At 57.9% G+C, this 25,827-nt stretch carries 21 protein-coding genes; 10 read left to right on the top strand and 11 right to left on the bottom strand.

Features of this window, described 5'->3' with window-relative positions:
* The first annotated feature begins 1 nt into the window (after position 1).
* A complete protein-coding gene (gene rnd, locus AB5Y71_RS11750) occupies positions 2-1,114 on the top strand; it encodes a ribonuclease D (RefSeq protein ID WP_005360672.1) in 1,113 nt (370 codons plus the stop codon).
* Positions 1,115-1,925: 811 nt separating this feature from the next.
* On the opposite strand, the gene AB5Y71_RS11745 is transcribed toward rnd, so the two are convergent.
* Genes AB5Y71_RS11745 through selD form a run of 3 tightly spaced genes read right to left on the bottom strand, consistent with a single transcriptional unit; the run spans position 1,926 to position 4,742 of the window.
* Positions 1,926-2,570 carry an MBL fold metallo-hydrolase gene (locus AB5Y71_RS11745; protein WP_368171635.1) on the bottom strand — a complete coding sequence of 215 codons (645 nt, stop codon included), beginning with the start codon at positions 2,568-2,570 and terminating at the stop codon, positions 1,926-1,928.
* A 22-nt stretch (positions 2,571-2,592) separates the two neighbouring features.
* Complete coding sequence (gene mnmH / locus AB5Y71_RS11740; RefSeq protein WP_368171634.1) at positions 2,593-3,708, bottom strand: tRNA 2-selenouridine(34) synthase MnmH; 1,116 nt, start codon at positions 3,706-3,708, stop codon at positions 2,593-2,595.
* Positions 3,705-4,742, bottom strand: a complete 1,038-nt coding sequence (gene selD, locus AB5Y71_RS11735; RefSeq protein ID WP_219594268.1) for a selenide, water dikinase SelD — start codon at positions 4,740-4,742, stop codon at positions 3,705-3,707. The genes mnmH and selD overlap by 4 nt, the downstream gene beginning before the upstream one ends.
* Positions 4,743-5,147: 405 nt before the next feature.
* Here selD and AB5Y71_RS11730 point away from each other — a divergent pair, with 405 nt between their 5' ends.
* Positions 5,148-5,576: a GNAT family N-acetyltransferase gene (locus AB5Y71_RS11730; protein WP_368171633.1), complete on the top strand. Its 429-nt coding sequence runs from the start codon at positions 5,148-5,150 to the stop codon at positions 5,574-5,576.
* A 34-nt stretch (positions 5,577-5,610) separates the two neighbouring features.
* Here the strand turns inward: AB5Y71_RS11730 and AB5Y71_RS11725 are convergent, their stop codons facing one another.
* Positions 5,611-6,795 carry an acyltransferase family protein gene (locus AB5Y71_RS11725; RefSeq protein ID WP_368171632.1) on the bottom strand — a complete coding sequence of 395 codons (1,185 nt, stop codon included), beginning with the start codon at positions 6,793-6,795 and terminating at the stop codon, positions 5,611-5,613.
* A gap of 333 nt (positions 6,796-7,128) precedes the next feature.
* Positions 7,129-8,322, bottom strand: a complete 1,194-nt coding sequence (locus AB5Y71_RS11720) for a class I SAM-dependent methyltransferase (protein ID WP_368171631.1) — start codon at positions 8,320-8,322, stop codon at positions 7,129-7,131.
* A gap of 293 nt (positions 8,323-8,615) precedes the next feature.
* Between AB5Y71_RS11720 and AB5Y71_RS11715 the strand changes: the two genes are divergently transcribed.
* Complete coding sequence (locus AB5Y71_RS11715) at positions 8,616-10,184, top strand: flagellin (protein ID WP_368171630.1); 1,569 nt, start codon at positions 8,616-8,618, stop codon at positions 10,182-10,184.
* Positions 10,185-10,313: 129 nt separating this feature from the next.
* Here AB5Y71_RS11715 and AB5Y71_RS11710 read toward each other — a convergent pair whose 3' ends face one another.
* Positions 10,314-11,744: a methyl-accepting chemotaxis protein gene (locus tag AB5Y71_RS11710; RefSeq protein ID WP_368171629.1), complete on the bottom strand. Its 1,431-nt coding sequence runs from the start codon at positions 11,742-11,744 to the stop codon at positions 10,314-10,316.
* Positions 11,745-11,826: 82 nt separating this feature from the next.
* Here AB5Y71_RS11710 and AB5Y71_RS11705 point away from each other — a divergent pair, with 82 nt between their 5' ends.
* Positions 11,827-12,099 carry an acylphosphatase gene (locus tag AB5Y71_RS11705; RefSeq protein WP_201997667.1) on the top strand — a complete coding sequence of 91 codons (273 nt, stop codon included), beginning with the start codon at positions 11,827-11,829 and terminating at the stop codon, positions 12,097-12,099.
* A 15-nt stretch (positions 12,100-12,114) separates the two neighbouring features.
* Positions 12,115-12,981 (top strand): CHAD domain-containing protein, encoded by an 867-nt coding sequence (locus AB5Y71_RS11700; RefSeq protein WP_368171628.1) that lies wholly within the window; start codon positions 12,115-12,117, stop codon positions 12,979-12,981.
* A gap of 136 nt (positions 12,982-13,117) precedes the next feature.
* On the opposite strand, the gene metG is transcribed toward AB5Y71_RS11700, so the two are convergent.
* Positions 13,118-15,151 carry a methionine--tRNA ligase gene (gene metG, locus AB5Y71_RS11695; protein ID WP_368171627.1) on the bottom strand — a complete coding sequence of 678 codons (2,034 nt, stop codon included), beginning with the start codon at positions 15,149-15,151 and terminating at the stop codon, positions 13,118-13,120.
* Positions 15,152-15,337: 186 nt separating this feature from the next.
* On the opposite strand from metG, the gene apbC reads away from it, so the two are divergent.
* From apbC to AB5Y71_RS11675, 4 genes are all read left to right on the top strand, one after another.
* A complete protein-coding gene (gene apbC, locus AB5Y71_RS11690; RefSeq protein ID WP_368171626.1) occupies positions 15,338-16,420 on the top strand; it encodes an iron-sulfur cluster carrier protein ApbC in 1,083 nt (360 codons plus the stop codon).
* A gap of 110 nt (positions 16,421-16,530) precedes the next feature.
* Positions 16,531-17,175 (top strand): uridine kinase, encoded by a 645-nt coding sequence (gene udk, locus AB5Y71_RS11685; protein ID WP_005345570.1) that lies wholly within the window; start codon positions 16,531-16,533, stop codon positions 17,173-17,175.
* A gap of 63 nt (positions 17,176-17,238) precedes the next feature.
* Positions 17,239-17,820 carry a dCTP deaminase gene (dcd, locus tag AB5Y71_RS11680; protein WP_005336719.1) on the top strand — a complete coding sequence of 194 codons (582 nt, stop codon included), beginning with the start codon at positions 17,239-17,241 and terminating at the stop codon, positions 17,818-17,820.
* A gap of 377 nt (positions 17,821-18,197) precedes the next feature.
* Entirely contained in the window at positions 18,198-19,667 is a 1,470-nt protein-coding gene (locus AB5Y71_RS11675) for an inorganic phosphate transporter (protein WP_005336717.1), read from the top strand.
* A gap of 131 nt (positions 19,668-19,798) precedes the next feature.
* Here AB5Y71_RS11675 and AB5Y71_RS11670 read toward each other — a convergent pair whose 3' ends face one another.
* Entirely contained in the window at positions 19,799-20,050 is a 252-nt protein-coding gene (locus AB5Y71_RS11670; RefSeq protein ID WP_005336715.1) for a DUF1289 domain-containing protein, read from the bottom strand.
* A 150-nt stretch (positions 20,051-20,200) separates the two neighbouring features.
* Here AB5Y71_RS11670 and mltA point away from each other — a divergent pair, with 150 nt between their 5' ends.
* Positions 20,201-21,352 (top strand): murein transglycosylase A, encoded by a 1,152-nt coding sequence (gene mltA / locus AB5Y71_RS11665; protein WP_019445143.1) that lies wholly within the window; start codon positions 20,201-20,203, stop codon positions 21,350-21,352.
* Positions 21,353-21,469: 117 nt separating this feature from the next.
* On the opposite strand, the gene yfaE is transcribed toward mltA, so the two are convergent.
* The 3 genes from yfaE to nrdA form a co-directional block, all read right to left on the bottom strand.
* Entirely contained in the window at positions 21,470-21,793 is a 324-nt protein-coding gene (gene yfaE / locus AB5Y71_RS11660) for a class I ribonucleotide reductase maintenance protein YfaE (protein ID WP_005345363.1), read from the bottom strand.
* Positions 21,790-22,923 carry a class Ia ribonucleoside-diphosphate reductase subunit beta gene (gene nrdB / locus AB5Y71_RS11655; protein ID WP_005336708.1) on the bottom strand — a complete coding sequence of 378 codons (1,134 nt, stop codon included), beginning with the start codon at positions 22,921-22,923 and terminating at the stop codon, positions 21,790-21,792. The genes yfaE and nrdB overlap by 4 nt, the downstream gene beginning before the upstream one ends.
* Positions 22,924-23,003: 80 nt before the next feature.
* Positions 23,004-25,271, bottom strand: coding sequence for a class 1a ribonucleoside-diphosphate reductase subunit alpha (gene nrdA, locus AB5Y71_RS11650; RefSeq protein ID WP_005352124.1), 2,268 nt, complete (start codon positions 25,269-25,271; stop codon positions 23,004-23,006).
* Between the last annotated feature and the right edge of the window lie 556 nt (positions 25,272-25,827).

Here is a 25,827-nt window from a genome sequence, read left to right as displayed (position 1 = left end):
GATGCACTATCAACTTATCACTCAGCAAGCCGAACTTGAGCAGTATCTCGCTTCTCTGGCCGACGTTCCCCTGGCTATCGATACTGAATTCGTTCGCACCCGTACCTACTACCCCCAGCTTGGCCTGTTCCAGATCTATGACGGCGAGCATCTGGCACTGCTGGATCCGCTGACGCTGGATCTCTCCGCCCTCTGGCAGCGACTGGGCAGGGAAGGGCAGATCGCCATCCTGCACGCCTCTGGCGAAGATCTGGAGCTTATCCAGCATCAGGCGGGCCACCTGCCCAACCAGATGCACGACACCCAGCTGGCAACCGCCTTTCTCGGTTACGGCGTCTCGGTCGGCTTTGGTGCGCTGGTGAACGAATTCCTTGGGGTCGAGCTGGAAAAAGATCAGGCGCGCACCGATTGGCTGGCCCGCCCGCTTACGCCACGTCAGCTCGAATACGCGGCAGCGGATGTCTTCTACCTGATGCCGCTCTACGAGAAAGTGATGGCCAAACTGCGGGAAAGCGGCAAGTTTGCCTGGTTCGAGCAGGAGTGCCAAAACCACTCCGCCCGCAAGACCCAGGGTAGCGATCCCCGTCAGGCATATCTTGACATCGTCAACGCCTGGCAACTGGGTCGCCGCGAGCTCGCCATTCTGCGCGAGCTGGCCGCCTGGCGCCAGCAAGAGGCGGTGCGCCGCGATCTGGCCCTCAACTTCGTGGTCAAAGAGCTGCACCTGTTCAAGGTGGCAGAGCGTCGTCCTGCCTCCCTGCGGGATCTCAACGAGCTCGGCCTATCGCCCATCGAGATCAAGATCCACGGCAAGCGGATGCTCGATATCGTCGCCAAGGCGCAGCAGAGCGATCCTGACAGCTGGCCCGAGCCCATTCGTCGGCTGGTCGACTTCCCCCAGTACAAGGCCGAGCTCAAGCGCATCAAAGCCATGGTGGAAGAGAAGGCCAAGGCGAGCAATATTCCGCCCGAGCTGATTGCCAGCAAGAAGATCATTCACCAGTACTTCACCTGGAGCTGGCGGATGAACGACGAAGAGCGGGCCCGCAGCGACAAGCCGATGCTTCTGCAAGGGTGGCGTCATGAGCTGGTCGGGCACCTGCTGGCACAATAAGCCACCAGACGGTTGCACCTATAAATCAATCCTCACCCCCGGGTGGGGATTTATTATTTTCAGGGGAAATTTATGATTTAAAATGTCAGAATATCTTGCTGTCGCTTATCAAATAATTGTGGCTCAAGAACAAGAGGTCGAAATAAACGCGTTTATTTTTCGTGACTGTGTTGGCAATAAAAAGCTATATATCATTAATTGTCTTGTTGAACTTGATAGTGAAAATTCTTACAAGATAGATAGAGGTAAGTCCGCTACCAATAAGACTGCAAACATGTAGATAGGGTGATGCTTCAATAATTCCATTTCGCATGGCAGATGGGTATACTATAAAAATAGTCAACAAGAAGCACATGGGGATATTGATTGTATGCTGCCTATTTATTGCATTTCTATCATCTGGCCATATGAAAAAACCATATCTATATGCCATAACTAAAAAAATGGTGATCAACAATAGGTAGTATATAACTTGAGGCAGTACATAGGTTAGTAAGCTGCTGTAACTGGCCTGAATGGGGACAAACTCAGCTCTATATATTATTTCAAATGCAATATTAACGAGTAGTATTATTATCCCATGAATGATTGTTGGGCGTTTGTAATCTCTGATTCTATATCTGGCTCGTGACTTCTTCAGGAAAAAAATAAATAACAATATGACGATAGCTAAAGCAAGATACATTTTTGTTCCCAAGTTTGGATGGTCAGAGCCAAATCATGGTGAATTATAAAGACTCGCTTGTACCTATAGCAATGAGGACTTCAGAAAAAAAGGAAAAAGGCAGCGGAACACCGCTGCCTTTTTTGATCACCAGATAGGCTGGGTCAGGTAGGGGTTGCTCGCCTTCTCGCGGCCGAAGGTGGAGCTGGGGCCGTGGCCCGGGATAAAGACGATTTCGTCACCCAGCGGCAGCAGGGTCTCGGTGATCGACTTTATCAGCGTCCCGTGATCGCCACGGGGGAAGTCGGTGCGGCCGATGCTGCCGGCAAACAGCACGTCGCCAACCCAGGCGAGTTTTTCGGCCTGGTTCAGCAGCACGATATGGCCCGGGGTGTGGCCTGGGCAGAAGTAGACCTCCAGCTCGCACTGGCCAAGCTGCACCTTGTCACCCTGCTCCAGCCAGCGATCCGGCGTGAAGGCAGGGGTATGGGCGAAGCCGAACATCTGGCTCTGCTGGGGCAGCATGTCGAGCCAGAAGGCGTCCTCCTTGTGGGGGCCAGTAATGGCGACGCCAGTTTTTTCCCGAAGCTCGGCGGCTGCACCGACGTGATCCAGATGACCGTGGGTCAGCAGGATGTAGGTCAGGGTCAGGCCGCGCTTGGCGATGGCCGCCAGCAGTTTGTCCGCTTCGCCGCCCGGATCGATCAGGGCCGCCTGATGGGTCTCGTCACACCAGATGAGGGAGCAGTTCTGGGCGAACTGGGTGACCGGGATCACCTCGAATTTCAACATAGAGTTCCTCTCTTGGGATGGGTCAGCCGCGCAGCGCGCTGGCATGCTGCTCGGCGAAATAGTCGAGACAGGCCTGCTTGTCACCGCGAAACACGATGCGTTCCTGCTTGTTGCCAAGCTGATAGAGATACATGGGGTCGTAGTAGCGGGTCAGCAGCAACGTGATCCAGGCCAGATGCAGCGCTGTATCGCCGCTCTTTTCCTGCTCGGTGAGGGCGGTCTGCATCAGGGCATCCAGCTCACGGTGGGCCTGATCGCCGAGGCGGCGCTTGAGACGGGCCAACGCATCGGTGAGATAGGCAGCAAACAGCGGCCAACCGGCTTCCTGGCCATACATGGCTTGATAGCGCAGCCAGAGATCGTGCACGTAATCTTCACGGATCTGCTCGGCCCGATCGATTTGCGGCACATCCACCACCACCAGCGGTGCCTGACTCATGGCCTCATGGAGGGAGAGGGGCAGGCAGCAGCGGCCAATCAGGCGGCTCTCGTCCTCGACCACGAAGGTCTGCTCGCCGCGATGGCGGCGCTTGAGCAGCTCGATGGCGAGGTTGTTTTCAAAGTTGATGTTGCTGGGCTGGCCGCCAGGCAGCTGACCGAAGGAGGAGCCCCTGTGATGGGCATGCCCCTCCAGATCGAGCGCCTGGGCCACGTGGTCCAGCATATGGGTCTTGCCGGAGCCGGTCATGCCGGTCAGCACGCTCCAGTGACACTCGGCAGAAGCCTTGTCCTGGGTGTCGATCAGAAAACGGCGCAGCTCCTTGTAGCCACCGGCGACGCGGGGGCGAGTCACTCCCGCTTCAGCCAGCCACTGTTGCACGGTTTGCGAGCGCAGGCCGCCGCGAAAGCAGTAGAGCACTGCATCGGGCTGCTGGCGCAACTGCGCCAGCCAGCCTTCGAGTCGCTCGGCACGTACTGCTCCCCCCACCAGCTTGTGTCCAAGCTCAATGGCGGCGGCCTGACCCTGCTTCTTGAAGCAGGTCCCCACCTGGGCGCGCTCATCGTCTGTCATCAAGGGCAGATTGGTCGAGCAGGGAAAGGCCCCCTCCTTGAACTCGATGGGGGCGCGCACATCAATCAACGGCACATCGTCCAAAAAGAGTTGGGCGTAGTCCGTGGCCAGTGGCAATTCACTCATTGGACAATCTCGATAAAGCGGGAGCCCTCAAGGGGCTTGATCTGGCCGATGGGTGAGAGCGCAAGGCCTGCTTCGCGCGCGATGGCGAGTAGCTCGGCTTCGCTCTCTTTACCCACGGCGACCAGCAGGCCGCCGCTGGTTTGCGGATCGCACATGATGTTGCGGGTGCGATCGTCCATGGCATCCAGCTTGTGGCCGTAGGAGTCGTGGTTGCGCAGGGTCCCGCCCGGGACGCAGCCCTCACTCAGGTAGTAATCCACCTCATCCAGCAGCGGCAGCGCCTTGAAGTCGAGGCGGGCGCTGACATTGGATCCTTCGCACATCTCCAGCAGATGGCCCGCCAGACCAAAACCGGTGACGTCGGTCATGGCGTGGACACCCGGCAGCTCGGCAAAGCGTTGACCGATCTTGTTGAGGGTGCACATGGCGTTGGGGGCCAGTTGCTCGTGTTCCGGCTTCAGCTTGCCCTTCTTCTGGGCGGTGGTGAGGATGCCGATACCGAGGGGCTTGGTCAGATAGAGGGTGTCACCCACCTTGGCGGTATCGTTCTGCTTGATGGCGTCCAGGGGCACGATACCGGTGACCGCGAGGCCGAAGATGGGCTCGGGGGCATCGATACTGTGACCACCGGCCAGTGAAATACCCGCTTCGTGGCACACCTGACGGCCGCCGTCGATCACCTGCTGGGCCACTTCCGGCGCCAGGGTATTGATGGGCCAGCCGAGGATGGCGATGGCAACGATAGGCTTGCCGCCCATGGCGTAGATATCGCTGATGGCGTTGGTGGCGGCGATGCGGCCAAAGGTGAAGGGGTCATCGACGATGGGCATGAAGAAGTCGGTGGTGGAGACAATGCCCTGACCGTTGCCGATATCGACCACGGCCGCGTCATCCTTGCTGCTGTTGCCAACGATCAGAGTCGGGTCGTTGAAGCCCGGGATCTGGCTCTTGAGGATAGTGTCGAGTACCTTGGGAGAGATTTTGCAGCCGCAGCCAGCACCGTGGCTGTATTGGGTCAGACGAATGGAAGACATACTTACCCCTTTTATTTGCAAACAGAGCAGAGGCTCTGTGGAGCCGTCTTGGTCAATGGGCGGCCTTGTAGAAAGGAAGACAAGAAGCCGCAAATATGGGTGGCCTCGGTGCCAACAGGGGCAGCGATGACTGGCAGTTATGAAAGACCGCCAGGCCGGACGGGGAAGAAATGGGCGACAAGGTACGCCAGCGCAGCCCCGCCAAGGGCCACAGGACGGGGCATTATGCCACATTTGCCCCTTGGGGTTCGAACAGGAATTCACATAAACAGCAGGGAATTGCCCGCACTTGCCTGTCATCGGTCTGGATCCGGCGCTGGCTGATTGATTGCAGTACAGATGCAGCAAAAAGAACGTCAAAGAGACCAACAGCACGCAACTGCCGATCTACAACAGGAGAGCTTAATGACCACCACACTTTTGGTTAATCACCCCATCACCACGGCGCAGTTTGCGGCGTTGTTGGCGCAGACCTCGCTGGGGGCGAGACGGCCGCTGGACCATCCGGCCACCCTGCAGGGCATGCTGGATAACGCCAATTTGCTGATCACCGCCTGGCAGGGCGAGACCCTGGTCGGTGTGGCCCGCTCAGTGACCGATTTTCATTTTTGTTGCTACCTCTCGGATCTGGCGGTGGCCGAGTCGGTGCAGGGGCAGGGGATTGGCAAAGCACTTATTCGCGAGACATTCTTGCAATTGCAGCCGGGCTGCAAGCTGATCCTGCTGGCCGCGCCGCAGGCGGTTGCATACTACCCCAAGCTTGGATTTAGCCAGCACCCGAGCGCCTGGGTGATGAGCAGTCTGGATGAACTGGTACTGGATGAGTTGGCATAAGACCGTCAACTCATCCAGACAGGGCGAGACTAGCTTATCCGGCTTGTTCCAGCGCTGGTTGCCGTGACTTGCCCCAGCGGCGCAGGCGCCTTTGCAGTGGCCGCTCCAGCAGGTTGTAACTTAAAGAAGAGAGCCCGATCAGCACCGCCAGCATCAGCAAGGTGGCCACTACCCCCAGCAGCGGGTTGGTCTGGCCATACCACCACTCGGTGAGCCCCGGTGCCAGATAGTGGATGAGCTCGCAGCCAGTGAGCAGCACCAGCGCATGGAGCAGATAGATGGAGTAGGATAGATCCCCCAGCCAGTTGGTGAAGCGGTTATCCAAAAGGCGCAGCAGCGGACTCTGACGCTCCCCCTGGGCGGCTGAAATCCAGATTAGCAGCACGTAGGAGCTGATCAGCAGCAGGGTCAGTTGCGGCGTCATGGCGAACTGCATCAGCGCGAAGGGCAACAAAAAGGCGACCAGCAGCGGCAGATCATGCTTCATCATGGGCGAGCCTTTCACGGCCTTGACCCTTGGCAGCAGCCAGAGGCCGAGCACAAATTCACTTACCCCGCGCCCCACTGCCAGCGCCCCGCTGGTGACATCCAGGGTGCCGCGACAGTGTACGATAAAGGCCAGCACCGTCATCGCCAGCAGGGGGGCGAGATGGCTCCAGCGACTGCGGGTCACCGCCAGCGGGAGCAGCAGCGGGAACAGCAGGTAGCTTATCCACTCCACGCTCAGGGACCAGGCGGCGAAGTTCCAGGTCAACCCGTGATCGGTTACCACCTGCAGCAGCAGAAAGGCGCTGGGCAGCGCTTCGGCCGGGGTGAAGGGCGAACCGAAAGGCGGCATCCCTTCCCACTCCCACATCTTGAACAAGGGGCCGGCGTAGAAGCCCACCCCGTGCTGCGCCTTGTAAAGCTCCCAGCCGACCAGCAGCAACAGGGTCACCAGATAGAGGGGGTAGACACGGGTCAGCCGCAGCCAGAGAAAACGGCCATAGCTTACGGTGCGGGGCGTGCGGGTGAAGGCCTCCCCATAGACATGGGCCAGCACCACGCCGCTCAAAATAAAGAACAGGTCGACCCAGAGGTAGCCATTCTCGATGAGTTGGGTGTGGCTTGCGATCGACTCCATCCACTGGGGAAAGAGCAGCAAGCGGGCATGGAACAGCACCACCATCAGGGCAGCGATGCCCCGCAGCGGCGTTAACAGCGGCAATGATTGATTCATAACGGGATCCCTTGTGATGTTCAGCTTGGCCTGACATCGATTTTTGTTGTTGTACCGTCCATCAATCCTGATGGGACGGTTGCTCCGGCTTGGCTGCCGCAGGCGGGATCACACTACGGAAAAGAGAGTCATATGGGTGTGACTTAAATCATGAATGTGCAGTTTTTGTGCAAAGAAATTTAAACAGAGAAGCCGTGGAGAGCAGGTAGGGAAAGAGGAGGAGAGGAAACACCAATAAAGCAGAGAGGGTGGTCATTCAGGCCTATACGGCGCGGGCAAAACAATCAGGCCCGCAAGGGGCCTGATTGATTACAAGGAGAGTGTGGTTGCCGATCAGCGGGCGCGTACCACTAGACCCTTGAGGTAGAAGCCTTCCGGATAGGCGGTACCGATGGGGTGATCGGAGGCCTGGGAGAGCAGCTCCAGGATCTGGGCATCGCGACCGGCATCGAGCGCCGCATCGGCGACGATCTTCTGGAACAGGCTCTGCTCCATCAGGCCGGAGCAGGAGTAGGTCAGCAGCACGCCACCCGGCGCCAGCAGCTGGAACGCCAGCATATTGATGTCCTTGTAGCCACGGCAGGCGCCAAGCAGCTGGGCCTTGCTCTCGGCGAACTTGGGCGGATCCAGCACGATGACATCGAACTTCTCGCCCTTCTCACGATATTCCCGCAGCAGCTTGAACACGTCGTGACGGACAAACTGGGTGTTGCTGGTATCCAGCCCGTTCAGCTCGGCATTCTGGCGGGCAATATCCAGCGCATTCTGGGAGAGATCGACGTTGACCACTTCCTTGGCGCCGCCCTTGAGGGCATAAACGCCAAACCCGCCGGTGTAGCAGAAGCAGTTGAGCACCCGCTTGCCTTCGGTGTACTTGGCGGCTGCCTGACGGTTATCCCGCTGATCCAGATAGAAACCGGTTTTATGGCCGTTGCGAATATCCACCAGGATCTTGACGCCGCCATTCTCCTCGATGACCACCGGCTCGTTCGGGGTCTCGCCATAGATGAGGCCGGTGCGCTCTTTCAGCCCTTCCTTCTTGCGCACTGCTACATCGGAGCGCTCATAGATGCTGCACTCGGGGTAGAGGGTACGCAGTGCTTGCGTTATCAGCTCACGCTGGAACTCGGCACCGGCAGAGAGGATCTGGCACACCAGAAAATCGGCATAACGGTCGATGGTCAGACCCGGCAGGCCGTCGGATTCGGCGGCGCAGAGGCGATAACCGGTGAGACCCTGACGCTTGATCAGCGGATCGCGAGACTCCTGCGCATATTTGAGACGACGGATAAAGAAGTCGAGATCGACAGTCTCATCCTTGTCGAAGGTCCAGACTCGAGCACGGATCTGGGAACTGCCTGACCAGGCGCCACGGGCGAGCCACTTGCCATCGTTGGCATAGATCTCGACGGTATCGCCGTCAATGGGGTTGCCCTGAACCCGCTCAATCCCCTTGGAGAAGATCCAGGGGTGGCGACGCAGCAGGGATTTTTCGCGGCCTTTGACGAGATAGATGGAAGCGCTCATGGATGTTTGCCGATGGTAGAAAGAAAAGGGGCCACATTCTATGTGCAATAGTGCGGCTAAGCCAGCCTTTGCTGGTATATGGCAGAGTGACGAATTGTACGTCTGGACAACGTCCGAGTGTTGCATATGCAAGATTTGCAGAATCTCAATGTTGGCGTTTCACGCTGTTTATCTTATATGTCACAGTTGGTTATGCTTGTTTTTTGTTCAGCACTGGTCGCTATGTGTGCACAATGTAGTCAATAAAGCGTTTTAACCTTACTTTATAGTGATTTTCGCTAAAGAGTCATTTGATGATGTCGATAGTGGGGAAGACCATTTTGAATCTTTCCTGTATCGAGCTGTCCATGTCCCTCTCCATCGCTACCAATATTTCTGCCCTCAATGCTTCTCGCCATCTTGGTCAATCATCCAACACGCTGGATTCGGTATATCGACGACTCTCATCCGGCTTGCGCATCAACAGTGCCGCTGATGATGCAGCAGGCTTGCAGATCAGTAATCGCCTCACCAGTGAAGTGAACGGGACCAACACCGCTATTCGCAACGCCAATGATGGGATCTCGGTGATCAACGTCGCCGATGGGGCGCTTGATGAGTCGGTGAACCTGATGCAGCGGATGCGCACCCTGGCACTGCAGTCGGGAAGCGGTGCCAATACGGCAGAGGATCGCGTAGCCCTGAATGCTGAGTTCAAGCAACTGCAGTTGGAGATGGACCGGATTGCCACAGGTACCCGGTTTGCCGGACAGGACCTGCTGGCGGGGAGTTACGAAGGTATCTTCTTGGTCGGTGCCTATGCAGGACAGAATACCGTCATTACCGATCTCAATGCCCAGACCAAAAATCTGGGGGAGATGGAGTGGCGAGCGCGCAGTCCGGCAGGAAGCAAGCCAGGGGCGTATGACATTGCTGATCTCAAGCTTTCATCTCAGCCTATCACCCTTAATGGCGTCACTTTTGACAAGGACTATTCAACCCTGGAAGCGTTCGTGGCAGATATTAATGGCACCACCTTTCCCAATAATCAGGGGCCGGTACAAGCGCAACAACTGCCATTTTCTGTCGCCTCCGCGGTCGATTTATCCGCATTACCCTCCTATATCGATGTGGCGGGTCACTCTGTGGATTTGACCACAGGCATTGATATGACCGGATGGGATCCGGTCAATCCGACAGCAAAAAATAGTGCCATCATGGCAACCGTGGTTCAACGCATCAACAGTACTGCGCAATCGGCAGGTCTAGGTTTTTATGTGAGTGCCTCCAACAACAGCAATCCCGCCAGCAATGCGTTGACCATGCATAGCGCTCAGGGCAACAGCCTTGCGCTGGCCAATGGCACAACCCCCCCTCCGCAGCCAGCACCACCGGCGCCTCCGGTGATCAGTAGTTCCTCTCTGAGCTCTCTGTTACCCGATGTTACATCGACGACGTATATCGGTCAGATGGAGCTGCGCTCATCAGGCGACAAGTATTCCAATATTGATATGCAGGGATCCAGCTTGCATGCGCTTGGCTTTTATCAAGAGGACAAGAAGAAATATACCGTTGATAATATTGATGTTCTTAGTGAAGACAACGCCAGCAGGGCTATCAAAACCCTGGATGTGGGTATGAAACAGCTGGGTGTTCAGCGCGCTCGGCTCGGTGCCCAAGCCAATGAGCTGGATTCACGGGTACGCAATCTGGCCAATGCCAATGAGAACCTCAGCGCTGCCCGCTCAAGGATCCGGGATGCCGACATGGCTGTGGAATCGGCGCGCTTGGTCAGCACCCAAATCTTGCAGCAGGCGAGTGCTTCGATTTTGAGTCAGGCAAACAGTCGCCCCAATGCGGCCCTGAGTTTGCTGCAATCCTGAGCGGGACTGCCAGCCGGCATAGCAATTGGTCGCTATCATTCATGATCACTATCCATAAAGACAAAGAGGCCACCCAATGGGTGGCCTCTTTTCTTATTGCTTCTTGTTGCCGGATGCTATTCGGCAGCGTCAGAGAGTGATCCCCTTGAGTGCCTGGGCCAGTTCGCTGGCTGTGGCTTTCAGCCCTTGCGTGCCAGCCACCGAGGCGCTGGCAGACTCCTCCACCTGCGCCGCCTCATGGCGCACTTGATCGAGATTGTGGGTGATCTCGGCGGCGACCGAGCTCTGCTCTTCGCTGGAAGTGGCGATCTGGGTGCTCATCTCCAGTACCGCATCGCTGTGGTTGCTCAGTTTTTCGATATCGAGCCCCACCTCGCTGATGAGCTGCTGGCTGCTGGCGGCGCGCCCCACGGTTTTCTCCATGATCTCGTTCAGCGCGCCAGTACCGGTCTGCAGCTCTTCGATCATCTGCTGGATCTCCACCGTCGCCTGCTGGGTGCGGCTGGCGAGGGTACGCACTTCATCTGCCACCACCGCAAAGCCGCGCCCCTGCTCACCGGCCCGTGCTGCTTCGATAGCGGCGTTGAGGGCCAGCAAGTTGGTCTGCTGGGAGATGGCGTTGATGACGTTGACCACCTCGTTGATCCGGTTGGCGTTGTGGGTGAGCCGCTCGACCGCGCCGGAGGCGTTGCCAATCTCGTCGGCCAGGGTGCGGATCGCCTCTATGGTGCGAGCTACCCGGTTGGCGCCATTGGCTGCCTCTTCGCTCGATTGGCGGGTTTGTTGCAGGGTGTCGTTGGCATTGCGCGCCACTTCGCGAATGGCGGCTGACATCTGCTCCATGGCGGTGGCCAGTGAATCCATGTGCTGGCGCTGGGAACGCGCCATGGTCTCGCCTTCGCGTGCATGGTCACGAAACTCGTCGGCGGCCATGGTCAGCGCTTCGGCAGACTCCTCCACCAGTTTGACGATCTGGTGCTGGCGGTCGGTAAATCGGTCGATGCTGCCCGCCAGGGTGGAGAACTCGTCCCGCACCGGGAAGAAGTTGAGACGGAAGGTGAGATCGCCGTCCGCCACGGTTTGCAACGCCTTGTTGGTGGAGTAAAGCGCTCCGGAGACAAAGGTCATCATGTAGTGGATCACCAGCGCCATCAGGGCGGCCAGCGCGCCGATGAGGAGCAGGGTCGAGCCCTGACCCTCCCACATGGAGAGGTTGCCGGTATCGAGATCACCGGTGACGTAGCCTGCCTGACCCGCTGGCGCGGTAAAGAGGTAGTGATCTCCTTGCTGCTGCAACCCGCTGCTGCCTTGCCGGGTCAGACGCAGATCAGCAGGCAACACCAAAGTGGGCTGCTGGCTGACCAGCTGCGCCGTGGTCTCGACCCGCTGCTGCAACTGCTCAACCTTGAGTTTTATCTCCTGCTCGTGGCTGTTTGCCAGCAGATACCAGCTGAGAAAGGCGATGATCAGCAAGGGAAGCCAGAAGGCGATGTGGAATTTTTCACTGATGGTGAGGTGAATGAGATAGCGGTCAACCCACCGGAATTTAACTTCTTTCATAATGGAGCTGCATCCTGCAGAGATAGAGTGTCGGGCACATTATCGTCTCGGGAATTTTTTTCTTAAGCAGAAGGTGTGAGAAATGGGAGAGCAATCGTTTGTCATTCGGGTGTGGGGGCTGGTGCAGGGGGTTGGATTTCGCTATTTCACCCGTGAGCGGGCGCTGCAACTGGGTTTGCGGGGCCATGCCTACAACCTGGAGGATGGTTCGGTGGAGATCCTCATCAGTGGCCCCGCGCAGGGGGTGCAGATGATGCTGGGGTGGCTGGAGCATGGCCCGCGCACCGCCAGAGTGACCCGGATGGAGTATGAGGAGGCGCTGCCGCCCACCGGTCAGGGCTTTCACACCAACTGAATGGGCGGAGACGAGATGGACGCTGACAAGGAAAGTCTGTTGCTGACTCAGGCAACAAGCTGGGTCGCCCGTTATCAGGAGGTGGCGCGGGCGGTGCGCGAAGAGGCCAGCGAACCGGCCGTGCATGGCTATCGTATCGCAGCGCGCCGCTTGCTGGCGCTGCTCGCCCTGTGGCGACCACTCACCTATCATCCCGAGCTGGAGCGGCGTCTGCTGCGCTCGGTCGGGCGGCTTTCGGCGCTGCGGGATGCTCAGGTCTACGCCGAGCGTTTTGGCAAGCCGCCTGACAGCACGGGCAATACTCACAAATCTGCCTGTCGCGTACCCCTGTTGTCACGGCGACTGGCCCGCTGGCTCGCGGCGGTGGTGCAGGTGCAGGATGCGCGGGCATTGGCGTTCCTCTATCAGCAGCATCTGGCCCTGTGCCTTGATGAGGCGCAGAGCGCTCTCGATGAACCTATTCCCTGCGTTGGGAAATCTGCCAGCTCCCGTCAGCAACAGTTGCGCCGCTGGCATCGGCTGCGCCTCGAGATCAAGCAGGCCCGTTATGGCGTGGAACTGTTGCTGGATCTGGGGAGTGGGGATCCCGGCTGGTTGATCACCCTGACTCACTGGCAGGAGCGACTTGGCCAGTTGCAGGATTGGCGGCAATGGCGGCGGAGGTTGCGAGCCGAGCAGGGGAACACCCACAAGCAGGCGAAACTGCGGCAGCAGTTGAAGGGGAAGATCACCGCCCGTTTGCGTCAACTGGACTGCCAGCAGGCGGAGCTGGTGGCGCTCAAACTGACGATGCTGGCAGGCCACAACATGAATGACATGCCAAGTCGGCTGGTCAGGTATTCAGAACAAAATGTATCGCCCACCAAGTCAAGCGGTGGATAGCCCCAAGGCCGCAATCTGCGAAAGTCATCCGCGACCAGCATCTACAAAAACTCTCCAAGCCACAAATGCGAGACAAAAAAGAGAGGCCGTTTGGCCTCTCTTCTCTATCTGACTGTGATCGCAGTCAGCGATGTGCTTACTTGACGCGCATCCCTGGCTGGGCGCCTTCCTGTGGCTCCAGGATCCAGAGATCCTTGCCGCCCGGGCCTGCGGCCAGCACCATGCCTTCGGACATGCCGAAACGCATTTTGCGCGGCGCCAGGTTGGCCACCATCACGGTCAGCTTGCCTTCCAGATCTTCCGGGTTGTAGGCGGACTTGATACCGGCAAACACCTGACGGGTCTCGCCGCCGATATCCAGTTGTAGCTTGAGCAGCTTCTCGGCTTCCGGTACCGCTTCGGCCTTCTTGATCAGCGCTACGCGCAGGTCAATCTTGGCAAAGTCGTCATAGGTGATGGTTTCGCTGATGGGGTCATCAGCCAGCGGGCCGGTCACTTTCGGTGCCAGCTCCTTGGCCAGGTCTTCCTTGGATGCCTCGATCATGGCTTCAATCTTCGCCGGCTCGATGCGGGAGAAGAGGGCCTTGAACGGTGCAACGGTGTGATCGACCAGCGGCATCTCGATGCCATCCCAGCTGAGGGTTTCGGCCAGGAAGGCTTCGGCACGTTCGGCCAGCAGCGGCATGACGGGCTTGAGGTAGGCCATCAGCACGCGGAACAGGTTGATGCCAACAGAGCAGACCGCCTGCAGCTCGGCGTCAGCCCCTTCCTGCTTGGCGATAACCCAGGGAGCCTTGTCGTCCACGTAGCGGTTGGCCTTGTCGGCCAGCGCCATGATCTCGCGGATGGCGCGGCTGAACTCGCGGCTCTCATAGGCTTCCGCAATAGCGGTACGGGCGTTGGCGAATTCGGCGTAGAGTTCGGGCTCAGCGCAGGTTGCTGCCAGCTTGCCGCCAAAGCGCTTGGCAATAAAGCCGGCGTTGCGGGAGGCGAGGTTGACCAGCTTGTTGACCACGTCGGCGTTGACACGCTGCACGAAATCTTCGAGGTTCAGGTCCAGATCGTCGATGCGGCTGTTGAGCTTGGCGGCGTAGTAGTAACGCAGGCACTCCGGATCCAGGTGGTTCAGGTAGGTGGATGCCTTGATAAAGGTGCCCTTGGATTTGGACATCTTGGCGCCGTTGACGGTCACATAGCCGTGCACGTTGACCTTGGTCGGCTTGCGGAAGTTGGCACCTTCCAGCATGGACGGCCAGAACAGGCAGTGGAAGTAGGCGATGTCCTTGCCGATGAAGTGATAGAGCTCGGCGTCGGAGTCCGCTTTCCAGTAGCTGTCAAAGTCGATATCGCCACGCTTGTTGCACAGGTTCTTGAAGGAAGCCATGTAACCGATGGGGGCATCGAGCCAGACGTAGAAGTACTTGCCCGGCGCGCCGGGAATTTCGAACCCGAAGTAGGGGGCATCACGGGTGATGTCCCACTGCTGCAGGCCGCTCTCGAACCACTCCTGCATCTTGTTGGCCATCTCTTCCTGAATGGCGCCGGAGCCACGCACCCACTCAGAGAGCCATTTTTCAAACTGCGGCAGGTCGAAGAAGAAGTGCTCAGAGTCCTTCATTACCGGAGTCGCGCCGGAGACGGCAGATTTCGGATCGATAAGCTCAGTCGGGCTGTAGGTGGCGCCGCAGCTGTCGCAGTTGTCGCCATACTGCTCCGGAGACTTGCACTTGGGGCAGGTACCCTTGACGAAACGGTCCGGCAGGAACATGGATTTTTCCGGATCGAACAGCTGGGAGATGGTGCGGCTCTTGATAAAGCCACCATTTTTCAGGCGGCCATAGATCAGCTCCGCCAGCTCGCGGTTCTCGTCGCTGTGAGTGGAGTGATAGTTGTCAAAGCTGATGTTGAACCCGGCGAAATCGGCCTGGTGCTCCTTGGAGACAGCGGCAATCATCTCTTCCGGGGTGATCCCCATCTGTTGCGCCTTGAGCATGATCGGGGTGCCGTGGGCATCATCGGCACAGATGAAGTGCACCTGATGACCGCGCATTCGCTGATAACGAACCCAGATATCGGCCTGGATATGTTCCAGCATGTGGCCAAGATGGATGGAGCCATTGGCATAGGGGAGGGCGCAGGTTACCAGCATTTTACGAGGATCAGTTGCCATATTACGTTCTTGATGTGCTTGTTGGGATGATAGAGTGCCGTGCATGTTACCCGAATTGGGGGTAGCCTGCCTAGGGTTGTGGCTGTGCCAACCTTGGCAGCACCTGCTGTTACGATGGCAGGCAAGCCACTGATTTGTGTGCGGTAACCGTTCACCTCAAGATAATGACAAGATAATGAGGAGTTAATGGTGATTGATTCAGTAAAACAGATCCTCGCCGAATTTAAGCCAGCAGGCTGGCACAAGGATCTGGTGGATGCCGGATTCGTTCGCGAGATCATCAATCAGGGTCAGGGGCTTACTATCCGGCTGGTCTTGCCGTTTGCCGGTCTCTCGCTGCTCGATCAGCTCAAAGAGAACTACGATGCCAGACTGCGCAGCGCCACCGGTGCCTCCCGTATCGACTGGGCACTGGAGATTGACGTCGCCAGCATGCCAAGGGCGCAGGGCCTCAATGCCGTGCAGGGCATTCGCAACATTATCGTGGTCGCCTCCGGCAAGGGGGGGGTGGGCAAATCCACCACCGCGGTCAATCTTGCGCTGGCGCTGCAAAAAGAGGGGGCGCGGGTCGCCATTCTCGATGCCGATATCTATGGCCCTTCCATTCCCACCATGATGGGCACCCTCAAAGAGCGCCCGGTCAGCCATGACGGCAAGCTGATGGAGCCGGTGATGGCCTGCGGTCTCAAGAGCAACAGTATCGGCTATCTGGTCTCCGAGCAGGATGCCACCATCTGGCGTGGCCCGATGGCGAGCAAGGCGCTGGCGCAGATCCTTCATGAGACCCGCTGGGGCGAGGTGGATTATCTGGTGGTAGACATGCCGCCGGGCACTGGCGATATCCAGCTCACCATGGCCCAGCAGGTGCCGACGTCGGCGGCGGTGATCGTCACCACCCCGCAAGATGTGGCGTTGGCCGATGCCCGCAAGGGGATCGCCATGTTCAACAAGGTCGATGTGCCGGTGCTTGGCATCATCGAGAACATGAGTTACCACGTCTGCAGCGCCTGCGGTCACCATGAACCGCTGTTTGGTACCGGTGGCGGCCAGAAGATGGCAGAGCAGTATCAAGTGGCGCTGCTTGGCCAGCTGCCGCTGCACATCGACATCCGCCAACACATGGATGATGGCTGCCCGACGGTGTTCGGCGCACCGGAAGGAAGCCTGGCTCAGGCCTATTTGAAGCTGGCGCGTAGGGTAGGGGCTGAACTCTTTTTCAGCGCAAAACCGATTGCGACCCCCCTTTATGCCATGGCGCTGGATGAATAATCGGCGGTCGGTCACTTGAAAGGGAATTGAGGGTGGGCATGACCCACCCTTTTTTATATAATGGATCGGTTTAAACCATCCCCACTGCTCTTCTCTTTTAGGTATTTGTCATGTCTGATACTCAACATTCGTGTGTGATCATCGGTATTGCGGGCGCATCTGCGTCTGGCAAAAGTCTTATAGCCCAGACCATTTATGAAGAGCTGGTGGCCGAACTGGGCGCAGGTCAGATTGGTGTGATCACCGAAGATTGCTACTACCGTGATCAGACCCACCTGACCATGGAAGAGCGGGTCAAGACCAACTATGACCACCCCAACGCGCTGGATCACGACCTGCTGGTACAGCACCTTAGCCAGCTGGTCAAAGGTGACGCGGTTGCCATTCCCCAGTACTCCTACACCGAACACACCCGGATGAGCGAAGTGACCCCGTTTGCGCCGCGCCGAGTGATCATTCTGGAAGGGATCCTGCTGCTGACCGACAGCCGTCTGCGGGATCTGATGGATGCCTCCATCTTTATGGATACCCCGCTCGACATCTGTCTGCTTCGCCGTCTGGTGCGTGATGTGCAGGAGCGTGGCCGGACTATGGATTCCGTGCTCAAGCAGTACCAGAAGACGGTACGTCCGATGTTCCTGCAGTTTATCGAGCCGTCCAAACAGTATGCCGATGTGATCGTGCCCCGTGGTGGCAAGAACCGCATCGCCATCGACATGCTCAAGGCGCGTATCCGCCACATGTTGATCGGTTAAGATGAAACAAGCCGGGTGATGCCCGGCTTTTTTAAAAGCACAATTTGTCAGGAGAGTCGCCCAATGCGTCTGTGTGATACCGATATTGAACGCCATCTGGATGAAGGCAAGATCGTCATTGAGCCACGGCCCGGGGTAGAGCGGATCAGTGGTGTCAGTGTCGATGTGCTGCTGGGTAACGAGTTTCGGGTGTTTCGCGATCATACCGCGCCCTATATCGACCTGAGCGGCCCGAGCAGCGAGATGGCCGATGCCATCGATCGGGTTATGAGTGACGAGATCCACATCCCCGATGGTGAAGCCTTCTACCTGCACCCGGGTCAGCTAGCGCTGGCGGTGACCTACGAGTCCGTCACCTTGCCTGCCGATATCGTTGGCTGGCTGGATGGCCGCTCTTCACTGGCGCGCCTGGGTCTGATGGTGCACGTGACCGCGCACCGGATCGATCCGGGTTGGTCCGGTCGTATCGTGCTGGAGTTCTACAACGGCGGCAAACTGCCGCTGGCGTTGCGTCCGAAGATGAAGATCGGCGCCTTGAACTTCGAGATGCTCTCGGGCGTCGCGGCCCGTCCCTACAACAAGCGGGAAAATGCCAAGTACAAGAGCCAGCAGGGCGCCGTTGCCAGTCGCATCAATCAGGACTGATAACTGGCAACACGGCAACGATTCAAGGGAGCACAAGGTGCTCCCTTTTTGCATCTGGAATCAAACGGATATGGGGTTGATGGTGCTGGTCGGATGAGATTGGCGGGGTAGGGACGTTTTATCACCACTTTCGCCCTTTTTTCTGTCATAAAAGCGTCATAAAAATGAAATTATTGGCTTAATTGTCAGCTATTTTTGCCCTTTCCCGCAATCATTGGTGGCTTTAATTAATCGATGGCAAGCCGCATGAAGACTGGCTCTAGGATATTTTTTTCCAAAAAGCTCTTTTTTTTTATGGCTGAAATATTTCAATGGTGGCTATGGTGTTGGCCGCCATCTGGCATAATCCGCCGCAACTCATAAACAGGCTTTTTTTTATGTTTGAAATGTTTAGTGGTTTGGGTTTGTGGTGGTCAATCGGTTTGGTATTGGCCGTTTTTTTTGTGCTTGCCTATGAATTTATCAACGGCTTTCACGATACCGCCAACGCGGTAGCAACGGTTATCTATACCAAGGCGATGCCAGCTCACCTGGCGGTCGTTGCATCGGGGATCTTCAACTTTTTTGGCGTCATGTTCGGCGGTCTGGGTGTGGCCTATGCCATTGTCCATCTGCTGCCCATCGACCTGCTGCTTGGGATGGACTCCACCCAAGGGTTGATCATGGTCTTCTCCTTGTTGTTTTCCGCCATCGTGTGGAACCTGGGCACCTGGTTCTTCGGGATCCCGGCCTCCAGTTCACATACCTTGATCGGTTCCATTCTGGGGGTAGGCGGTGCCTATGCCTGGATCACCCATAAACCGGTGACAGAAGGGATTAACGTGGGCAAAGCAATCGACATCATGCTTTCCCTCATCATCTCTCCCACCATCGGCTTCATCATCGCGGCGCTGCTGCTGCTGGCGATGAAGCGCATCTGGACCAGCAACAAGATCCACAAAACGCCGGAAGAGCGCCAGCTGGTGGATGGCAAGAAACACCCGCCGTTCTGGGCGCGTCTGACCCTAGTGGCCTCGGCCATGGGCGTCAGCTTCGTGCACGGCTCCAACGATGGCCAGAAGGGTATCGGTCTGGTGATGCTGGTGCTGATCTGTATGGCGCCTGCCTATTTCGCACTGGACATGAACAGCCGTGCCTATGATCTGGACCGGACCCAGGATGCCAACCAGCGCATCATGGAGATCTACCAGCGCAACCAGTCCGCTCTCTCTGGCGTTATCAACTTCTCTGCACCGGCAACGGCTCAGGAAGAGCTGATGACCCACTGCTCCGCCGATGGCGTGCTGCAGGCGATGGCCACCCTGGATGCCCGTCTGGGTGCCGTGCGTACTTATGACCAGATGAGCCTGACCGACCGCCGCGAAGTGCGTCGTCTGCTGCTCTGTATCGATGACACCGCCCGCAAGGCTGCCAAGCTGCCGCTGCCCGCCAAGGAGCTGACCGATCTGGCCAAATGGCGCAAGGATCTGACCGCGACCGCTGAATACGCACCGACTTGGGTGATCGTTTCCATCGCGCTGGCGCTGGGTTGCGGCACCATGGTGGGCTGGCGTCGTATCGTTCATACCGTGGGCGAGAAGATCGGCACCACCGGCATGACCTACAGCCAGGGCATTGCGGCCCAGATCACGGCAGCAACCTCCATCGGGGTCGCTAGTCTGACCGGTATGCCAGTGTCCACCACCCACATCCTCTCTTCTGCGGTGGCGGGGACCATGGTAGCCAACAAATCCGGCCTGCAGAGCCAGACCATCAAGACCATCCTGATGGCCTGGGTGCTGACCCTGCCGCTGACCATGTTGCTCTCCGGCGGCCTGTTCATCGTCAGCCACCATCTGTTTGGTTGATCTGCCGCGCTCATAACGCGCATCACAATGACAATGCCGTTCGGTCGAAAGATCGGGCGGCATTTTTATATTCGGGATAGGTCGTGTCTTGTGAGCGCAGGAATATGGCTTGCAGGGATGTTAGGAGCGGGTCAGAAATCCCAGCCAGATTGCGGTATTGGTTCGGGTTGATCGCCTTCGCGAGCCTTGCGCCGCGCAGCCTCGACCCGGCGTTTGCGATCCCGGCACAGGCGCATCACCTCTTGTTGCTGGGCAGGGGTCATGGTGAGCCAGTTGAAACGCTCTTCGCGATTGCGCAGGCACCCCTTACAGTAGCCTTTGTTGTTCACTTCGCAGACCCCGATGCAGGGGCTCTGCAGCGGGAAGATTTCGAGCTGTTCCATCCATCACCTCGCACATCCTGTCACCTTGTTATAACCCAGCGGATCCCCTTTGGAGAAATCCTGCTTCAAGTGATTGATGTCATTTGCTTTCCCCCTGCAAATTTGGCATCTTCCCCGCCGAGCATGGCTCTTGGCGTTATATGAGGACATATGAACAAACACGCGTACTGGCTGACCGCCGCAGTGCTGGGACTGGCCGGTTGTGCGGGCAACTCTGACAAAGCAGAAGTGCCCAAAAAACAGACCGACAACAGATGCTTTCTTAACTGCGAGGTGCCGGAAAATCTGGGCAAGCAGTATCTGGACGGGACCTTGCCAGAGGATCTGGTGAGGGTGGAGCGGGTCAATAGCCGTGCGCGTGCCGACTACAGCAAGTTTGGCCCGCAAAGCAGACTGGTATTGGAGCGCTCCGGCAAGATGACCCGCCGTTATGGCGAGCTCTATCACCAGCTCTCCCGCTGGGTCGCGGGCGGCGGCAATCCTGCCGACATCACCCGTTACGGTATCAGTCTGGCCCAGTTGGGCGGTGCTGATCGCATGGGTAACGTGCTCTTTACCGGTTACTACTCGCCGGTGCTGGAGGTGCGCCACCGCCCGGATGCCAAGTACAAATATCCCATCTATGCCATGCCCAAATGTGGCGGTCGCTGTCCGACCCGGGCCGAGATCCATCAGGGGGCCCTGGCCAACCGCGGGCTGGAGCTGGGTTACAGCAAATCCCTTATCGACAACTTCCTGATGGATGTGCAGGGCTCCGGCTTTGTCCATTACGGAGATGACGATCGGCTGCAATATCTGGGCTACAGCGGCAAGAACGGCCACGGTTACGTGAGTATCGGTCGGGTACTGATCGACCGCGGTGAAGTGCCCAAAGAGCAGATGTCGATGAAGGCCATCAAGGAGTGGGCCAACCGTCAACCGGAGGAGAGCGTCAAGGAGCTGGTGGAGCAGAACCCCTCCTATGTCTTCTTCGAGCGCCGCCCTACTAATGATGTGATCGGCGCGGCCGGTATCCCGCTGCTGCCGCTGGCGGCCGTCGCTGCCGACAAGACCCTGTTGCCGATGGGTACCCCGATCCTTGCTGAAGTTCCCTTGCTCGACAAAGAGGGTAACTGGACCGGCAAGCACCAGCTGCGGCTGTTGATTGCGCTGGATGTGGGCGGGGCGGTGAAGAAGGGGCACCTCGATCTCTACCACGGTATGGGTGAGAAGGCCGGTGTCGCGGCCGGTCACTACAAGCACTTTGGCCGGGTCTGGAAGCTGGGTCTGCACCATGGGCCGACTGCCGCCCCCTGGTTGTAATCCTCTGAGGGGGTGGGCGTCTGTCATCGGGCGCCCGAGCAATGTGAAGAGACAAAAAAAGCCGTCGGATTGCTCCGGCGGCTTTCTATTTTGTGCGAGTGGCAGCTGGTGGTTGCGTCAGCTTTTCTGGATATCCAGCCGGATGGCGCCGACCGGTTTGCAGCAGCAGGGGAGGCACTCCCCTTGGGCGACAAATGCCAAGGGCACCGCAGGATAGTGCACCTTGCCAGCCATCAGCGGAGTGCGGCAGGCGCCGCAATAGCCGCTGCGACACTGGAACTCCACATGATGACCGTGGCGCTCCAGGGTCTCCAACACGCTTTCGCCGGGATGGGCGTGCAGCACGGCACCATCCCGGGTATGTACCCGTGGTGCCACGACCGCATGCTGTTCGGCAGGTGCGTGCGGGGCAGGGGTCAGCGTGTTGGTGGCGTCACTCACAGCTCGAAATCACCCAGGTCATCGGCATTGACTTCGCTGTCGATCTGACCGACCAGATAGGAGCTGACCTCTACCTCTTGCGGGGCGACCTGCACGTTATCGGATGACAGCCACGTGTTGATCCAGGGGATCGGGTTTTGCTTGGTGCCGGCAAAGGCTGGCTGCAGGCCGACTGCGCTCATGCGCAGGTTGGTGATGTACTCCACATACTGGCAGAGGATGTCCTTGTTCAGGCCGATCATGGAGCCGTCCTGGAACAGGTACTCGGCCCACTCTTTCTCCTGAATGGCCGCTTCCTTGAAGATCTCGAAGCAGGCCTGTTCGCACTCGGCGGCGATCTCGGCCATCTCCGGGTCATCCTGGCCGGTGCGCATCAGGTTCAGCATGTGTTGGGTGCCGGTGAGATGCAGCGCTTCGTCGCGGGCGATCATCTTGATGATCTTGGCGTTGCCTTCCATCAGTTCACGCTCGGCGAAGGCAAAGGAGCAGGCGAAGCTGACGTAGAAGCGGATTGCTTCCAGCGCGTTGACACTCATCAGGCACAGATAGAGCTTCTTCTTGAGCTCGCGCAAGGTGATGGTCACCTCGCGGCCCGCGACGGTGTGGGTCCCTTCACCATGCAGGTTGTAGAGGGCGGTCGCTTCGATCAGGTCGTCGTAGAAGTGGCTGATGGAGCCGGCGCGCTTCAAGATCTGCTCATTGGTCACGATGTCGTCGAACACCTGGGCGGGGGTGTTGACGATATTGCGGATGATATGGGTGTAGGAGCGAGAGTGGATGGTCTCCGAGAACGCCCAGGTCTCAATCCAGGTTTCCAGCTCCGGAATGGAGACCAGCGGCAGCAGGGCCACGTTGGGGCTGCGACCCTGAATGGAGTCCAGCAGGGTCTGGTACTTCAGGTTAGAGATGAAGATGTGCTGCTCGTGGGGCGGCAGGGCCTGATAGTCGATGCGATCACGGGAGACATCCACCTCTTCCGGGCGCCAGAAGAAGGAGAGCTGCTTCTCGATCAGCCGCTCGAACACTTCGTGCTTTTGTTGATCATAACGGGCTACGTTGACCGATTGGCCAAAAAACATCGGCTCTTTGAGCTGGTCGTTTTGGGTTTGGCAGAAAGTTGAATAGGCCATGGTTACCAGAATATGTGAATAGAGAAAACAGGAGAGCGGGAGCTTCATGCTCCCGCCCGGTTATCAGTTCTTGCCGTGACTTAGATTTTGCAAGCCCCGCCAGCGCAACCGTCATCTTGCAGATCGGTCTGGGCATCGTCTGCACCATCACGGGTGTTGTGATAGTACAGGGTCTTGAGGCCGTATTTGTAGGCGGTCAGCAAGTCCTTGAGCAGCTGTTTCATCGGGACCTTGTTGCCTTCGAAACGGGCAGGGTCGTAGTTGGTGTTGGCGGAGATCGCCTGATCCACAAACTTCTGCATGATCCCGACCAGCTGCAGGTAGCCGTCAACGCTCGGTTGCTTCCAGAGCAATTCGTATTGATCTTTCAGGCGATCATACTCGGGCACCACCTGTTTGAGAATGCCGTCTTTGGAGGCCTTGACCGACACCAGACCGCGTGGCGGCTCGATGCCGTTGGTGGCGTTGGAGATCTGGCTGGAGGTCTCGCTCGGCATCAGGGCGGTCAGGGTTGAGTTGCGCAAGCCCACGGACTTGATCTCTTCACGCAGACTTTCCCAATCCAGATGCAGCGGCTCGTTGCACAGCGCATCCAGATCCTTCTTGTAGGTGTCGATGGGCAGGATGCCCTGGGCATAGGTGGTCTCGCCAAACAGCGGGCAGGGGCCGAACTCGCGGGCCAGCTGCACGGAGGCTTTCAGCAGGTAGTACTGGATGGCCTCGAAGGTGCGGTGAGTCAGCGCCAGACCGGAGCCGTCGGAGTAACGGGCACCGTTTTTGGCCAGGTAGTAGGCGTAGTTGATGACGCCGATCCCCAGGGTGCGACGACCCATGCTGCCCTTCTTGGCGGCGGCAATCGGGTAGTCCTGATAGTCGAGCAGGGCATCGAGGGCACGCACGGCCAGATCGGCCATCTCTTCCAGATCTTCCAGCTTCTCGATGGCACCGAGGTTGAAGGCGGAGAGGGTGCACAGGGCGATCTCGCCACTCTCGTCGTCGATGTTGTTGAGCGGCTTGGTCGGCAGCGCAATCTCGAGGCAGAGGTTGGACTGGCGTACCGGCGCCACGCTCGGGTCGAACGGGCTGTGGGTGTTGCAGTGATCCACGTTCTGGATGTAGATGCGACCGGTACCGGCACGCTCTTGCATCATCAGGGAGAAGAGGTCTACCGCTTTCAGGGTCTTCTTGCGAATGGCCGGATCCTGCTCGTACTTGACGTAGAGCTCTTCGAACTTGTCCTGATCGGCGAAGAAGGCATCGTACAGACCCGGTGCATCGGACGGGGAGAACAGTGTGATGTCACCGCCCTTGATGAGGCGCTGGTACATCAGCTTGTTGATCTGCACGCCGTAGTCCATGTGACGAACACGGTTCTCTTCCACGCCGCGGTTGTTCTTCAGTACCAGCAGGCTTTCCACTTCAGTGTGCCACAGCGGGTAGAAGAGAGTGGCCGCACCGCCGCGCACGCCGCCCTGGGAGCAGCACTTCACGGCAGTCTGGAAGTATTTGTAGAAGGGGATGCAACCGGTGTGGAACGCTTCGCCGCCACGGATGGGGCTGCCCAGACCGCGGATGCGCCCCGCGTTGATGCCGATACCGGCGCGCTGGGAAACGTAACGCACGATGGAGCTGGCGGTGGCGTTGATGGAGTCCAGGCTGTCGTCGCATTCGATCAGTACGCAGGAGCTGAACTGACGGGTCGGGGTGCGCACGCCGCTCATGATCGGGGTCGGCAGGGAGATCTTGAAGGTCGATACCGCGTCATAGAAGCGCTTGATGTAGTCCAGACGGGTATCTTTCGGATACTTGGAGAAGAGGCAGGCCGCTACCAAGATGTAGAGGAACTGCGGACTCTCGTAGATCTCACCGGTGACGCGGTTCTGGACCAGATATTTGCCTTCCAGCTGTTTGACTGCCGCGTAGGAGAAATCCATGTCGCGCCAGTGATCCAGATGGGTGTTCAGCTCTTCGAATTCGGCCTGGGTGTAGTCTTCCAGCAGGTGCTTGTCGTACTTGCCCATGTCCACCAGACGAGCCACGTGCTGGTAGAGGTGGGGCGGTTCGAACTGGCCGTAGGCCTTCTTGCGCAGGTGGAAGATGGCCAGACGGGCTGCCATGTACTGGTAGTCCGGGGTCTGCTCGGAGATGAGGTCAGCCGTTGCCTTGATGATGGTTTCGTGAATGTCGGCGGTACGGATACCGTCATAGAACTGGATGTGGGATTTGAGCTCTACCTGGGAGACCGACACGTTGTCGAGCCCTTCGGCGGCCCAGTCCAGCACGCGGTGAATTTTATCCAGATCGATGGGTTCTTTGTGTCCGTTACGCTTCGTCACAAACAAGTTCATTGGCTGATGACCTTCAGTTGATTCCCGAAAAACCATCGCACAATGGCGCTACTCAGGCTCCGGCGGTGTGCGGGAGTTGGGTAGAGATTGTGCGATGAATCACAAGATGTAGTGTTATTTTAAGTTCGAGCTACAAGATAGTGAGGTCAGCCCGCCATTGCAATGTGTGGATAAGTGACGAGCTGTGGATAAATTGTGAGTCTTGCCCCATCAGTTAGTGACCGCTCACAGTGAGCGGGTTTTCATTCGTCCGCTCCGCTAAATGCAAGTCTCCTGATCGAAGATGGAAAATTTAAATAACTTTTTTTGCTTGCGAAACGGGGGGCTTTTTACTAGCAAACGGCGGCTGATTATCCCTTATGCAACAAGGGTCAAAAGCTGTCCAGTTGTCGTAGCCGCGGGCTCAGCGTGGCAAGGGCTTTGCATCAGATGACGGTGGTTTGTGGCCGCTTTGTGACGGCTGCGAGCTTGTCAAATGGGTATCCAACAGGCAGAAAGCTGCCTTTATTATCCATGAATAGACGAGTAATGGTGGCGCAGGACGCAGGAGCGTAAA

The sequence above is a fragment of the Aeromonas sp. R9-2 genome (genome assembly GCF_040908025.1).
Classification (GTDB): Bacteria; Pseudomonadota; Gammaproteobacteria; order Enterobacterales; family Aeromonadaceae; genus Aeromonas; species Aeromonas veronii.
The sequence above is the reverse complement of the archived record's forward strand: the minus strand, read 5'-3'. Positions and strand labels throughout refer to the sequence as shown.

Coding starts and splice junctions, on each gene's coding strand:
- AB5Y71_RS11675 (WP_005336717.1), top strand. CDS start 18,198: ATGTTTGAAATGTTTAGTGGTTTGGGTTTGTGGTGGTCAATCGGTTTG.
- AB5Y71_RS11725 (WP_368171632.1), bottom strand. CDS start 6,795: ATGAATCAATCATTGCCGCTGTTAACGCCGCTGCGGGGCATCGCTGCC.
- metG (WP_368171627.1), bottom strand. CDS start 15,151: ATGGCAACTGATCCTCGTAAAATGCTGGTAACCTGCGCCCTCCCCTAT.
- AB5Y71_RS11670 (WP_005336715.1), bottom strand. CDS start 20,050: ATGGAACAGCTCGAAATCTTCCCGCTGCAGAGCCCCTGCATCGGGGTC.
- dcd (WP_005336719.1), top strand. CDS start 17,239: ATGCGTCTGTGTGATACCGATATTGAACGCCATCTGGATGAAGGCAAG.
- nrdA (WP_005352124.1), bottom strand. CDS start 25,271: ATGAACTTGTTTGTGACGAAGCGTAACGGACACAAAGAACCCATCGAT.
- AB5Y71_RS11745 (WP_368171635.1), bottom strand. CDS start 2,570: ATGTTGAAATTCGAGGTGATCCCGGTCACCCAGTTCGCCCAGAACTGC.
- AB5Y71_RS11715 (WP_368171630.1), top strand. CDS start 8,616: ATGATGTCGATAGTGGGGAAGACCATTTTGAATCTTTCCTGTATCGAG.
- rnd (WP_005360672.1), top strand. CDS start 2: ATGCACTATCAACTTATCACTCAGCAAGCCGAACTTGAGCAGTATCTC.
- AB5Y71_RS11720 (WP_368171631.1), bottom strand. CDS start 8,322: ATGAGCGCTTCCATCTATCTCGTCAAAGGCCGCGAAAAATCCCTGCTG.
- AB5Y71_RS11705 (WP_201997667.1), top strand. CDS start 11,827: ATGGGAGAGCAATCGTTTGTCATTCGGGTGTGGGGGCTGGTGCAGGGG.
- udk (WP_005345570.1), top strand. CDS start 16,531: ATGTCTGATACTCAACATTCGTGTGTGATCATCGGTATTGCGGGCGCA.
- AB5Y71_RS11700 (WP_368171628.1), top strand. CDS start 12,115: ATGGACGCTGACAAGGAAAGTCTGTTGCTGACTCAGGCAACAAGCTGG.
- AB5Y71_RS11710 (WP_368171629.1), bottom strand. CDS start 11,744: ATGAAAGAAGTTAAATTCCGGTGGGTTGACCGCTATCTCATTCACCTC.
- mltA (WP_019445143.1), top strand. CDS start 20,201: ATGAACAAACACGCGTACTGGCTGACCGCCGCAGTGCTGGGACTGGCC.
- mnmH (WP_368171634.1), bottom strand. CDS start 3,708: ATGAGTGAATTGCCACTGGCCACGGACTACGCCCAACTCTTTTTGGAC.
- AB5Y71_RS11730 (WP_368171633.1), top strand. CDS start 5,148: ATGACCACCACACTTTTGGTTAATCACCCCATCACCACGGCGCAGTTT.
- apbC (WP_368171626.1), top strand. CDS start 15,338: ATGGTGATTGATTCAGTAAAACAGATCCTCGCCGAATTTAAGCCAGCA.
- nrdB (WP_005336708.1), bottom strand. CDS start 22,923: ATGGCCTATTCAACTTTCTGCCAAACCCAAAACGACCAGCTCAAAGAG.
- selD (WP_219594268.1), bottom strand. CDS start 4,742: ATGTCTTCCATTCGTCTGACCCAATACAGCCACGGTGCTGGCTGCGGC.